The 13,395-nt window shown below is 45.0% G+C and carries 10 protein-coding genes; all 10 read left to right on the top strand.

Annotation, left to right across the window (positions count from 1 at the left end):
• The first annotated feature begins 9 nt into the window (after positions 1 to 9).
• Positions 10 to 840, top strand: coding sequence for a carbohydrate ABC transporter permease (locus J2736_RS08215; RefSeq protein WP_310225323.1), 831 nt, complete (start codon positions 10 to 12; stop codon positions 838 to 840).
• A gap of 30 nt (positions 841 to 870) precedes the next feature.
• Positions 871 to 1,890 (top strand): Gfo/Idh/MocA family protein, encoded by a 1,020-nt coding sequence (locus J2736_RS08210; protein WP_310225321.1) that lies wholly within the window; start codon positions 871 to 873, stop codon positions 1,888 to 1,890.
• A gap of 39 nt (positions 1,891 to 1,929) precedes the next feature.
• A complete protein-coding gene (locus J2736_RS08205; protein ID WP_310225319.1) occupies positions 1,930 to 2,724 on the top strand; it encodes a phytanoyl-CoA dioxygenase family protein in 795 nt (264 codons plus the stop codon).
• 75 nt (positions 2,725 to 2,799) lie between these two features.
• On the top strand, positions 2,800 to 3,705 hold the full coding sequence (locus J2736_RS08200) for an aldo/keto reductase (RefSeq protein WP_310225316.1): 906 nt from the start codon (positions 2,800 to 2,802) through the stop codon (positions 3,703 to 3,705).
• Positions 3,706 to 3,750: 45 nt separating this feature from the next.
• Positions 3,751 to 5,037 (top strand): histidinol dehydrogenase, encoded by a 1,287-nt coding sequence (gene hisD / locus J2736_RS08195; protein ID WP_310225314.1) that lies wholly within the window; start codon positions 3,751 to 3,753, stop codon positions 5,035 to 5,037.
• Between the two features lie 173 nt (positions 5,038 to 5,210).
• Positions 5,211 to 6,617, top strand: a complete 1,407-nt coding sequence (locus J2736_RS08190; protein WP_310225312.1) for an MATE family efflux transporter — start codon at positions 5,211 to 5,213, stop codon at positions 6,615 to 6,617.
• A gap of 601 nt (positions 6,618 to 7,218) precedes the next feature.
• Positions 7,219 to 8,961, top strand: coding sequence for a sensor histidine kinase (locus tag J2736_RS08185; RefSeq protein ID WP_310225310.1), 1,743 nt, complete (start codon positions 7,219 to 7,221; stop codon positions 8,959 to 8,961).
• Complete coding sequence (locus J2736_RS08180) at positions 8,962 to 10,626, top strand: response regulator transcription factor (protein WP_310225309.1); 1,665 nt, start codon at positions 8,962 to 8,964, stop codon at positions 10,624 to 10,626.
• 107 nt (positions 10,627 to 10,733) lie between these two features.
• Complete coding sequence (locus J2736_RS08175; protein ID WP_310225307.1) at positions 10,734 to 12,395, top strand: extracellular solute-binding protein; 1,662 nt, start codon at positions 10,734 to 10,736, stop codon at positions 12,393 to 12,395.
• 105 nt (positions 12,396 to 12,500) lie between these two features.
• Positions 12,501 to 13,394: an ABC transporter permease gene (locus J2736_RS08170; protein WP_310225304.1), complete on the top strand. Its 894-nt coding sequence runs from the start codon at positions 12,501 to 12,503 to the stop codon at positions 13,392 to 13,394.
• Position 13,395 lies beyond the last annotated feature (1 nt).

The following is a 13,395-nucleotide window of genomic DNA, read 5'->3' as shown; positions in this document are numbered from 1 at the left end:
GGGATGAGGATGCCGAATAAAAAGTCACCACTATGGGGGGGGCATTTATTTCTATGGGTATTAACCTTGTTCTTCCTCTGGCCCTTCTACTGGATGGTTAGCGGTTCCCTCAAGAACCTCAAAGTTGCGCTGCAAATTCCACCGGAATGGATACCGATTCACCCATCATTTCATAACTATACGTCCTTAATAACAAATAGCCCTGTGTTCACCTGGTTTTATAACAGCATGTTTATCTCGTTGATAGCCACCGTTCTGGTTATTACGGTCAGTTCATTGTCCGCCTACGCTTTAGCCAAAATTCCTTTCAAAGGCTCTAAATGGCTGTTTTCGTTAATGATTGCAGCGATGACGATTCCGCACACGGTGCTGTTCATCCCACTTTTTCAATTGTTAAATGAGATAGGTCTCATTAATACCAAATGGGGGGTACTACTGCCCGTTGTGGGATGGCCTTTTGGTGTGTTCCTGTTAAAACAATTTATGGGCACGCTTCCCAGTGAACTGGTAGAAGCATCCAAAATTGATGGCTGCGGGGAATGGCAGACTTTCTGGCGCGTCATCCTGCCGCTTGCCAAGCCGGGTCTTGGTGTCTTAGCGATCTTCACATTTGTTAACACGTGGAATGACTATGTGTGGCAAGTTATCGTGTTAAGTGGAGAGAAGACATACACCTTACCTGTGGGTATTAAAGTTGCCCAAAAAATATCAGAACTGGAAACAAACTATGGTGTCGCCATGGCGGGTGCGATGTTCGCGACACTTCCCGTATTGGTCATATTTCTCTACTTTCAGAAATACTTTACGGAAGGCATTACCTTAGGTGCATTGAAAGGTTAATTCTTTAGCGCGACGAAAGAAGGGACTGCCATGTATCACGCTGCGATAATTGGACTGGGCAAGATCGGCTTAACCTTTGATATTCCCTATAAAGGAAGAGTAAACAGCCATGCAATGGCCTATCATTTGCATCCAGAGGTGGCATTGGTTGCAACCGTCGGAAGACGGCAAGAACAGGCGGAACAGTTGGCAATGATCGCACCAGAGGCTCAATTCTATGGGGATCATGAATTATCATCCATGCTAAGGGATCATCACCTGGATATCATCAGTATTTGCACGCCGCCTGCCGTGAGGTATGACTTGCTTCAGACTGTACTCGAGCAGTCGAAGGCAAGGGTCATCTTTCTAGAAAAACCCGTGGCGAATGAACTTGAAGAAGCGGAGCGTATAGCGGCTTTATGCAAACTGCATAGCGAACGAACCGTCGTCGTTAACTTATCGCGAAGATGGAGTGAAGGAGCCATGCAGGTTCGTAGGGCAGTCCAGAACGAGACATATGGGAAGCTGAAGAAAATACATGTACGGTATAGTCGTGGAATTTCCAACACTGGCTCTCATCTCTTCGATATGGTGCGATATGTGGCGGGATCCATTGAGCAAGTAAAGGTCGTAGAGCGAGTTTCGACCAACTTGGATGAGAGAGAGGATTGGACGTATTCCTTCTTGTTTACAGCAGCAAACAATGGGGTTACCGGGTACGCGGAGGGGTTTGATGACCGCAATTACAATCTGTTTGAACTCGTGCTGTACTTGGAAGGCGGCATGATCGAAATGGTTCAAGGCGGAACTGAGATTCGCTACTATGGGACCGAGCCTCATCCATTGCAAGCTGGCATGCGGCAGCTAGTATTCGAACGAGCAGAGAAAGATGACCTTGGCAAAGCCAGCCCAATGGTCAATGCGGTCGCTCACTTGGTCCATATCCTGGATGAGGGCTTGGAACCGCTTTGTACGTTGGCAGATGGGATTTACCCACTATATGTAGCGGAGGCGTTGAACCAGTCCTATGCAAGAGGTGGTACCACTGAGCAGGTGCTTGTTGAATGAAAGCAGGACACTCAATTCGATCTTGATTAAGGGAGATTGATGATGGAACTGAACAAATTAACGACAGCGCAGCAACAATTTTTTGAAGATCAGGGGTATTTATTGGATCTACCTGCTATTTTCCTTGGTGAAGAAGCGAAGCGCATGCAAAGGGGTTATGAGCAGGTCATTTCTTTGTTGCAAGGGGATGAGAATCCGTCTGACATCATGGGTTGGCATAAGACGAGCCGCTTTCTATATGACATTTGTGCGCATCCGCAGATTCTCAGCTGTGTTGAAGGCGTATTGGGCAAGGATTTTTATTTGGCAGCTACTGAGTTTATTACGAAATCGCCGCATTCAGACAAAATTGTTCCTTGGCATCAAGATTCTTATTATTGGTCCACTGCACTGAATAACACGGTTACCGTCTGGCTGGCTATCACGGATGTAGATGAAGCGAACGGTGCCATGCAGGTTATTCCTGGTACACATAAAGCGGGTCTGATTCAACATAAAATTGCAGGCGAGGACGCCATTTTATCTTTCGAACTGGACCAAGGAACTTTCAGCGAAAAGGATGCCGTATCCATGATTATCCCGGCAGGCGGTATTTCGATGCATGTCGATTCCCTCATTCATGGTTCGGGTCCCAATAACTCTGAGCGCTGGCGCATCGGATTTGTGATTCGGTATTCGAAGACGACGGTGAGATGGGATCCACAAATCTACCCTAATTTCGAAATTTTCATGATGCAAGGAATCGACGAGTTCGGTTACCATCCGCAGGGTGAAGTGCCTGTAGAACCGTTCGGGCGCCCACCTTATACCAAGCGTATTCGCAAGCGAGAATAATGGCATGAGTCAGAGAAAGTGAGATGATTCTTTCTGTTAAGCTACGATAAACGATGGACATCTACGATCTCCCCTTTGACGCTCGGCACGGTGCAGTTGGGGATGCCCTATGGGATTGCGAATCAGTTGGGTCAGCCCGATGAGAGCGTAGCAGGACGTATCTTGGATGCTGCCATGGAAGGTGGCATTACCTGTCTAGATACGGCAAGCGTGTACGGAAGCTCAGAGCAGATTCTAGGCACTTATTTTGAACAACAAGCACGTTCAGCCCACATCATAACCAAAATCCACTTGACGGTGGATCATGAAACAACGATTACCCATGTGGAAGAACAGATAGAAGCAAGTGTTCAAAGGTCGATGGAACGCTTGCAGACCTCATGTATTCCCGCCGTGCTGCTTCATCGGCCAAATGTATTAGGCATGTTCGGTGACAAAGTGACTGAATTGCTGCGTAAGCAGGTAAAAAGAGGGAATATCGGCACGGTGGGAGCGTCACTCCTTTCCTACGAAGCTCAGGAATTTGCAGCAAATTGGCAGCAGCTTCAGGATGATTTTTACGAAATTATCCAATTGCCTATCAACGTCATGGATCGTCGGATGTTTGCGAATGGGGCCTTTGATAGGCTTAGAAACGCAAATAAGAAACTGTTTGCCAGAAGTATTTATTTGCAAGGACTGTTCTTCCTTCAGCCAACGGAATTAAAAGGCAATCTGCAGGTCGCGGATCGTTGGCTTACCTTATTGCGCACTTGTGCGGATCAAGAAGGAATGACTGTACCTGAATTAGCCTTTTCTTATATCCACCATATGCCGGGTATTGCAAGCATCGTGTTTGGTGCCGAAACGCCAAAGCAAGTAGAAGATAATATTGCGCTTCTAGCCACACCTGCTATCAGCGAAAGGACACTGCAAGTATTGGAAACTGCTTTCTCTGAAGTCCCTGAACTCGTGATTTCGCCTTCCATGTGGGCAGTCTGATTATCGCCAGGCAATCCAAATATTCGAAAAAATGAGGAGAATACCATGGTCACCTATCTCAAACAAGGTAATGCGCAATCAGCATCTGCACTTAGCGAAGAGACGGTCTATCACACCGTTAAGGATGTCATTCAAGCCATTGCTAGCCGTGGGGATGCAGCGGTTCGTCAGATTTCGGAGAAATTCGATAACTGGTCACCAGAAAGCTTCCGATTGAGCGAAGCTCAGATTCAAGAAATTATAGCCAGCGTACCCGATCGTGTGAAGGATGACATTCGTTTTGCTCAGCAGCAAATTCGCCATTTCGCCGAAAAGCAATTGGCAACGATCCATGACCTCGAAGTTGAAACCCTTCCGGGTGTTTTTCTGGGACATAAACATATTCCCGTAGGGCGAGTAGGCTGCTATATACCTGGGGGACGCTATCCGATGGTAGCCTCGGCTCATATGAGCATCCTAACAGCCAAAGTGGCTGGTGTTCCAAAAGTTATTGCTTGCACACCGCCGATTAAAGGAGAGATACCAGCTGCGACCGTATGTGCGATGGCCTTCGCTGGCGCAGATGAGATCTACTTGCTTGGCGGTATTCAAGCGATGGCTGCAATGGCGCATGGGACGGAAACGATCGAGTCCGTTGATATGCTTGTCGGACCAGGTAATAGCTACGTGGCTGAGGCCAAACGTCAGCTATTTGGCAAGGTGGGCATCGACCTAATTGCCGGGCCGACTGAAGTGTTGGTCATCGCCGATCATACAGCGGATGCCGAAATGGTGGCTGTTGACTTGCTAGGTCAAGCTGAACATGGACCGACTTCTCCCGCAGCTTTGATTACAACCTCCGAGGCATTGGCAAGGGAGACGCTGCTGGAAATTGAGAAGCAGCTTAAGGTTCTACCAACAGCGGATATTGCTGGTGTCGCCTGGCGTGATTATGGCACCATTTTGGTAGTGGATAGCTTGGAGGAAGCCCTTATTGAAGTGGATAAACTCGCCTACGAGCATGTCGAAGTACTGACGGAGGATCCCGATTACTTCTTGGCGAACATGTCGAACTACGGAGCTTTGTTTCTAGGTCCCGAAACGAATGTTGCTTATGGGGATAAAGCTATTGGCACGAATCATACGCTTCCGACAAAAGGAGCTGCTAGGTATACCGGTGGACTGTGGGTTGGTAAATTTTTGAAAACTTGCACCTATCAGCGATGTACGAAAGACGCTAGCGCAACCGTCGGATCGTATGTTTCACGTCTCTGTGAAATTGAAAATTTCATGGGTCATAAGGAACAAGCTGATCTGCGCGTGCGGCGTTATGGCAGTAAGGCATCTGTATAATAAAATGCTTCGCAAGCCAAGCAAGCTCTCCCATTTATGATGGTAGAGACTTGCTTTTTCTCTGTTCATCTACAACAATGGACCAAGGAAGTCGTGAGTGAAAAAGGGAATTGTACTAGCGAGGTCGAAGATTGATTACCTGACAATAAATTAACGAAAAAGAAGATGATGTGATGGGAACTGCATTTAGCTTGAGACGAAAAGCTTTTATGCATAAGTATTTCTCCGGAAAAGTAATGGATTATCAACAGATTATTGGCTTATACATACCGATTCTGATTGATCAGACTTTCCTGGTTGGCCTCAACTTGGTGAACATTGCGATGATTAGTTCCTCAGGTGTTGCTGCGGTTAGTGCAGTAAGTATGATTGATTCGCTCCATATATTTCTAATCAGCGTATTCATAGCCGTCTCGACAGGTGGAACCGTTGTGGTCGCCCAGTACAAAGGAAGCGGCAATGATGGGATGGTAGCCAAAGCTGCTGCTAGCTCTATTTCCTTGGTGTCGGCATTTGCGCTCGGTATTAGTTTGTTACTGATTGTGTTTCATAGTCCCGTCTTATCGCTCCTATTTGGCACAGCTTCTCCTGAGGTGTTCGCTTATGCCAAGACCTATCTGATCGGGAGCAGTGTATCTTATGTGGGGATTGCTATTGTAGAGGCTGTTTGCGGTGCGCTTAGAGGGATTGGAAAGTCTCGAACTTCCTTGAAACTCTCCTTAATCATGAATGTCTCGTATGTACTTTTGAATGTGATAGGTATCCATTTCTTACATATGGGAGTACATGGATTAATTATCGCTGTGAATGTGTCTAGATTTCTGGCGGCATTCATAGCGGTATTGTATGTGGTAAAATTAGATACGAATTTTAAAATGCGATTGTATGATTTATTGCATGTAAATATAGCGATGATGAAGAAAATTTTATTTATCGGGCTTCCCTTTGCGGCGGAGCAGATGTTCTTTAATGGCGGGAAAATTGTTACGCAGATATTTATCGTTAGTCTCGGCACGCATGCCATGGCAACGAATGCCATTGGCGGTACACTAGCAGGTGTGTTGCAGATCCCGGCAGCCGCGTTATCTCTGACTACGGTAACTGTAATTGGGCAATGTATGGGGGCGCAAAATGTGAAAGATGCCCGCAAATTTGCCAAATCATTCCTTTGGCTAGCGTCTTTTACACTCTTCGTCATGGCGTTGATCCTTATTCCGTTGTTCAAGCCGCTGGTCAGCTTATTTCACCCACCGGATGATATCATTCGGGAGCTTTTCATTATCGTGTTGATTAATGCGATTGCACAAGTGCCGCTCTGGCCAATCAGCTTTCTCTTGCCAGCAGCGCTTCGAGCTGCGGGTGATTCCAAATTCACATCCTTGACATCGATGCTGTCCATGTGGTTGTTCCGAGTCGTTCTGGGCTATATACTGGGCATCATGTTTCATATGGGCATCATTGGTGTATGGTTAGCGATGAATATCGAATGGGGCGTTCGTGGGCTTATATTCCTCATGCGCTTCAAGGGGGATCAGTGGTATCGTCATCGATTGATCGAGCCAGCTACGGATAGCAAATAAAGGCGACACCTTCTCAAGACACCTTCTCATTGGAGAAGGTGTTTTTCTTGTTAGGCCATCTCGATAGGAGCAGAGGAGAAATTGCTGCGAAAATGCATCTTTTTAAGGAGAATAGACCGATTATCGAGGAATTGCTGCGAAAATACATCCTTTTTTACCGATATTTCCTAAAAAGGATAAATGCGGTGGAAAAAGATGCATAATCTCAGCAATTTCCACTTTTTAGCTCAAAACCCTATTAAAAGATGTATTTTCGCAGTTTTTAAAAGTTCCGTGAGCTAGCTGGCATGGTCGAGAGCTGAAAGAGTCACTTAAACTAGTTGAAAGTCTCGGAGGGGCGCATGAGTAATGTGTGGCATTTAATTTGTTTTGAGTAGCAGAGAACGGTTTGGTTGTGACAGAAGGTTGAAGCAGCAGTAGAGACAAAAATGCAAAGATCAATGAATGGTTAAACTGTATAAGGCCAGATTGTGAAGAATCATTCACTACTAAGTTTAAATTTTTCATGTTAGTATTGTTGTTAAACTAACTTTCGGTCGTCTGGTGAATGAACCGGAGTATAACAGAAGTGGATAATTTTTCCACGAAAGGGGGACTACTAATGAATCTGAATATAACGAGACATCCTTGGAAGAAGAATGCACTCAAAAGATTAATTCTTTCATTTATTTGCATTCTTTTGCCACTCTACCTGCTTAGCATGATTATATACAATTGGGGGATTCGAACGCTGCAAGATGAAATATCCAAATCAATGATCTCGCAAGTTTCAGGGTATTTCAGCGGGCTGGAGGAGGAATTCCGACGTATACAAACACTGCAGTACGATGTGTTAAGTGATGACAATTTGAATGCCTTAGGAGCGATTCCGGATTCCTTGAATGATATTGAGAAAATGCAAAGTATTCTGCGTCTCCAGCAGCGCCTCAATGCCATTCGGAACAGCAGCACATATATAAAGGATGTGTACGCTTACATCCCGGCCATCCAGAAGAATGTGTCGGCGCTAACGATCTCTTCTTTTGATCAGGAAGCCTTTCAAAAATTAAGGAACATTCCGCTGACCTTAGATTCGCAAGTGATGAATGTTGACGGTCGAATGTATTTGAGCGCTGTGTATCCTTTCTCTACACCAAGTAGCAAGAGGGGGCCTCTCTTTATTGTAGCCATCGAACTGTCGAAGGAAAAGCTGGAAGAGCATTTGAAATTAATGGTGAATTCACAGGATGAGGGACTGATATTCAACAGCTCTCAGTTTGTTATCACGACTAGTCATGATCCTGCTTTCGATCAACAGATCACTGCCCGCATGACGAGCGACGTGAATATGGGCAAGGCGCAGAAGCTCATCATCAATGACAAGCATTATCTCGCTGTATACGCATCTTCTCATTTTTTTGGTGCTGTCTTAAGCAAATATGTACCGGAAAATGCCGTATTTCAACCGCTGCAGAAGTATAGAAGTTGGTTTGTTTTACTAGCAGCAGTAGCGCTCTTTATAATCATTATTTACTCGTTATATGTGTACAAATACATTCATAAACCGTTGGATAAACTGGTCAAAGCTTTCCGTAAAATCGAGCATGGCGATCTAGACGTTCAGATTGATCATACGATTAACGATGAATTTCAGTATATTTATAAGCGGTTCAATGTCATGTCTGGAAATTTGAAATCCTTAATTGATCAAGTATATAAACAGCAATTCTTAACACAGAAGGCGGAATTGAAGCAGCTTCAATCCCAGATTAATCCTCATTTTCTGTACAATAACCTCTTTATTCTGAGTACGATGGCACGGCTTGGTGACTATGAGAATCTGGAGCAATTTACGAATCAACTGGGCGAATATTTCCAATTCGTTACACGGAATAGTTCAGATGAGGTACCGCTCTGGAAAGAAGTGAATCATGCTAAAGTGTATGCGGATATTCAAGCTATGCGATTCTCGAATCGACTGCGAGTTGAATTCGATGAACTGCCTGAACATGTTGGGCATGTCATGGTGCCGAGGTTGATTCTCCAACCGATTATTGAGAACGCTTTTGAACATGGACTGGAAAGGAAGCCAGCGAATGGCATTTTGCGGGTTCGTATTCTTAAGATCGCTAATGTGATTCATATGATTGTTGAAGATAACGGCGAGGAACTTGATGAGAAGCGAATCGAGCTGCTAAGAGTTGCCTTATCTAACCAAGATGGGGTGGAGACGACAGGTATTTTGAACATCCACCAGAGAATTCGATTGAAATTCGGACAGACTAGCGGGTTAGTTGTGGAACGCAGTGAATGGGGCGGGTTGAAGACGACGATTCAGATCGATTACACGAATGGAGGCGTATAAATGTACAGGGTGCTAGTCGTAGACGATGAGATGATTATTGCAGACGGGGTCTATGAGGTTCTACAGAGTATTCCTCAGCTGGAGTTAGATGTGTATAAAGCATACTCGGGTATTGAGGCTATGCGGCAATTCGATCGAACACGCTTCGATATCGTACTTACGGACATTCGGATGCCAGGGCTTGATGGCTTGCAGCTGCTAGAGAAAATACGGGAGAGATGGCCGCAATGCAGGGTTATTTTTCTCACGGGATACAATGAATTCTCCTATATTTACTCCGCTATTCAGTATGAACGGGTCAGTTACTTACTGAAAACCGAAGGCTATGAGAAAGTGATTCAAATGGTTGAGCATACCGTTGCTGAGATTGAAACGGAGTTGAGGGCGCAGTCATTGCTGAAGATCGCTCAGGAGCAGTTGGACGATATGAGGGGGATGCTCCAAAACGATTATGTGAAGCAGATTCTGAATGAGCAGCTCGATGTACGTGAGATTAATCAAGAGCAATTCGATGAGCTAGGAATACCGCTGAAAGCGGATCACCCTGTCCTTATTATGCTGGGTAGAAGCAATAGTTTGTCTAACAGGACGACGTATTCGGAGAAGTCTAGGCAGCTATACAGGATTAAGAAAATTGCCGAACAATACATGTCATCCCATGTTTCTTTTATCGATGCGGTGAATGAGCATATGGACCTTATTTGGCTGATTCAACCCCTAGGAAATAATTTGGAGCAAGAGGGATGGGAGCGCACGCTGACGTTCGTACAAGGGAATTTGGAGTTGGTTCAAGCAGCTTGTCGCGAATCCGTCGGCGAAATACTTTCTTTTGTTTTGGATGATAGTACAGTGGCATGGGGCGGCACAGCAGAGCGGTTCTCAACGCTTACGATGCTGATGAATTATCGGATTGGTCAAGGCGGTGGCATGCTGCTTCTAGATAAACAAATGGTGGAGCATGAGCTTCAGAAGTCGGATGGGAGTCAGCGTGAGAAGTCGCAGATTCGGCAAGCAAAATTGGACCAACTAGCCGATCAATTAGAGCATGGTCAACGTGTGGAGTTCCGCAATACGTTACTTGCTTGTGCGGAATCGCTAAAGAATATCGAGAGCATGCATGATGTCCCTGCGCAAGAGCTTTATTATTCCATTGGACTTGTTTTTTTATCCTATATGAACCGTTGGAATTTGGTAGAGACGGTTGCTACCCAGATTGGCTTGCACAAGCTTATGCAGCCAGGCGAGCATGAGTCATGGCGGGTGGCATTTGAGTATCTGAGCCGTGTAGAAGAAATTCTATTCAATCTTCAGAATCAAGAAGAAGAGAGACGGGCAAATGCAATTATATCTCTGATTCAGAAACACATTAAGGATCATCTTCATAATCCGGATGAGGTGTCACTGGTGAAATTAGCGGAGCTGGTGTATTTTAATCCGTCCTATTTGTCACGATTATTTAAACAGGTCACGGGAACCAATTTATCTGATTACATTTCGGCAACCCGTCTATCAAGAGCCAAGAGCTTACTGGAAAATCCGAATATTAAAATCCAAGAGGTTGCCGAACAGGTTGGCTATGGAACAGCGACGAACTTTACGCGCTATTTTCGCAAGATTACACGTATGACCCCACTGGAGTATAGGACCTCCATTTTCAACAAGTAAACAAGTGATTCAAATGTAAAGACATGAATATTGAATGCCGATTGATTGCGCATTACCATTAGAGATGTAGCAACTCTAGTACATTCAGATCTTTCGGGGAGGTTCACATGAGAAAAAGAGATAAAGCTAAATCGGCCGTTATTCTCTCAGCAGCAGGACTATTGGTGCTCTCTGCTTGTAGTTCAGAGGGTTCAAAGGATAGTAAATCAACGGCGACGCCTGCGACTTCTGCGTCTGGGGCTAACTTGATGGCAAAATATGAAAAACCGGTGGATATAACAGCTTGGCGCTACACAGAAGCAACCTACAAGTATGAGAATGGCGACACGATTGAAAATAATATTTATACAAAAGCGTATCAAAACGACCTGAACATTAACTTGAAATATCAATGGACCGTACCTGTCGAGCAATTCGATCAGAAGCTGAACGTGGCAATCGCAGCGGGGGATCTTCCTGATGTCATGTGGCTGAAAAATAAGCAACTTACGGATTTAGCTGATAACGACATGCTCTATGACTTGACGGAGCTGTATGACAAGTATGCCTCACCGATGGCGAAGAGTATTCTGCAGCAGGATCAGAAGGCTTTCGATACGGCTAAGATTGGCGGTAAGCTAATGGCGATTCCTCAGACATCGTCGGCAATCGACGGTCTTCCGCTTTTGTATGTACGAGCGGATTGGTTAACAAAGCTTGGTCTTTCAGAGCCGAAATCGATGAAAGAAGTGCTGGCAGTTGCAGAAGCTTTCACGAAGAAGGATCCGGACGGAAACGGCAAAGATGATACCTTCGGAATGGCATTTACGAAATCGTTCTTAGCGGATACGCATTTTGGAACAACGGGCTTCTTCTCAGGCTTTCATGCTTATGCGGGTAAATGGGTGAAGGATGCTTCTGGTAACAAGCTTGCCTACGGAAGTGTTCTGCCAGAAGTGAAGACGGCACTGAAGCAGCTCCAAGATATGTACGCGCAAGGTTTGCTCGATAAGGAATTCGGCGTTAAAGATCGTGCGAAGGTAACGGAATCCGTTGTTGGCGGCAAAGTAGGTATCTTCTACGGCAGCATGTCTGCTCCATTGTCAATCATCCAAAAGAACATCGATAACGATCCAAAAGCAGATTGGAAAGCGATTCCGTTGGTATCTGTCGACGATAAGAAGGCAACACCGATCGGTAAAATGCCAATTCAACGCTACTATGCTGTTAGCAAGAAAAGCAAAAATCCGGAAGCCATTATTAAGCTTCTGAACTTCGCAATGGATGGGTATGACGAGAGTAAGAAGATCAAACCAGAGATGAGCTTCTCCCCTACGAATGTTCCTGTCTATCTTTATAGTCTGATGAACCCAGAGCCAGCAAACAAAAACTTGAGTGCGCATAACAATACGCTAAGTGCGATTGCTGCGAACGATGCATCTAAGCTGACAACGGAAGAGAAGGGTTATTACGACAAAATCGTAGATTACCGTAAAGGAAACAATGCGAATTGGGGTACGGAGCGTGTATTCGGTACGCCGAGCAGCTTCGATGTTATTAGCAAGTACGTAAAAGACGATAATTACATGCTGGATGCTTTCTATGGTGCAGCAACACCAACGATGGTGGAGAAAAATGCATCGCTTCTGAAATTGGAAGAAGAAGTATTTACAAAGATTATTATGGGCCAATCCATTGATACGTTTGATAAATTTGTTGAAGACTGGAAGAAGCTTGGCGGTGAACAGATTACGAAGGAAGTCAACGACTGGTATGCAAAAAGTAAATAAAAAGTTGGCGGCTTAATACGGATTGGAGCTTAGGGGAAGCGGTCGTACACTGCTTTCCCTTTCGTTATTTGTGCCATTATGCAAATGGAGAGGAGTAAAACGGAGATGAACAAAAAACTGCAGGAAATTCCTTTGCATCTTATGTTGTTACCTGGTGTTATTCTTACGATAATCTTTAGCTATGTCCCGATCGCGGGGATTGTCATTGCGTTTCAAAAGTTTGTACCGTCCAAAGGAATCTTTCATTCCAAATGGATCGGGCTTGATAATTTCCGCTATATGCTGGAGATGCCCAATTTTAGCAGTGTGGTATGGAATACGGTGTTCATTGCTGTTATGAAAATCATTGTACATTTGATTGTGCCCGTCATTTTTGCCCTGCTTTTAAATGAGGTCATCAGCACGGCGTTCAAACGGACCGTTCAAACGATTATCTACTTCCCTTATTTTTTGTCCTGGGTCATCCTGGGAGGCATTCTCATTGATATTCTCTCGCCTTCAGCCGGCATAGTGAATCAGATGCTTGGCCTGCTAGGTATTGAACCGATCTTTTTCCTTGGCAACGAAAACTGGTTTCCATTTACACTTGTCGCTTCCGACACGTGGAAGGAATTCGGATATAGCACGATCGTTTATTTAGCTGCCCTGACGGCAATAGATCAGTCTTTGTATGAAGCTGCGGTTGTAGATGGAGCTAATCGTTGGAAGCAAACACTCCACGTTACTATTCCCGGCATGCTGCCTATTGTCACGCTGATGACTGTTCTGAGCTTAGGAAATGTACTGAACGCTGGGTTTGACCAGGTGTTTAATCTGTACAGTCCGATGGTTTACAGTACTGGAGATATTATTGATACGATGGTTTATCGGATCGGTTTAGTGGATGCGCAATATGGCGTAGCAACGGCGGTTGGCTTGTTTAAATCCGTGATTGCTTTCATCTTAATTGTCATTTCGAATAAGCTTGCCAATCGGTATACGGGTTATCGGATATTTTAAG

The sequence above is a fragment of the Paenibacillus qinlingensis genome (assembly GCF_031455095.1).
GTDB lineage: Bacteria > Bacillota > Bacilli > Paenibacillales > NBRC-103111 > Paenibacillus_E > Paenibacillus_E qinlingensis_A.
Note: the sequence above shows the minus strand (reverse complement) of the source record. Positions and strands in the feature narration are given on the sequence as shown.

Excerpts from the sequence above, each read along its gene's own strand:
- J2736_RS08175 (WP_310225307.1), top strand. The coding sequence starts at position 10,734 with ATGAGAAAAAGAGATAAAGCTAAATCGGCCGTTATTCTCTCAGCAGCA.
- J2736_RS08190 (WP_310225312.1), top strand. The coding sequence starts at position 5,211 with ATGGGAACTGCATTTAGCTTGAGACGAAAAGCTTTTATGCATAAGTAT.
- hisD (WP_310225314.1), top strand. The coding sequence starts at position 3,751 with ATGGTCACCTATCTCAAACAAGGTAATGCGCAATCAGCATCTGCACTT.
- J2736_RS08215 (WP_310225323.1), top strand. The coding sequence starts at position 10 with ATGCCGAATAAAAAGTCACCACTATGGGGGGGGCATTTATTTCTATGG.
- J2736_RS08180 (WP_310225309.1), top strand. The coding sequence starts at position 8,962 with ATGTACAGGGTGCTAGTCGTAGACGATGAGATGATTATTGCAGACGGG.
- J2736_RS08170 (WP_310225304.1), top strand. The coding sequence starts at position 12,501 with ATGAACAAAAAACTGCAGGAAATTCCTTTGCATCTTATGTTGTTACCT.
- J2736_RS08210 (WP_310225321.1), top strand. The coding sequence starts at position 871 with ATGTATCACGCTGCGATAATTGGACTGGGCAAGATCGGCTTAACCTTT.
- J2736_RS08205 (WP_310225319.1), top strand. The coding sequence starts at position 1,930 with ATGATGGAACTGAACAAATTAACGACAGCGCAGCAACAATTTTTTGAA.
- J2736_RS08185 (WP_310225310.1), top strand. The coding sequence starts at position 7,219 with ATGAATCTGAATATAACGAGACATCCTTGGAAGAAGAATGCACTCAAA.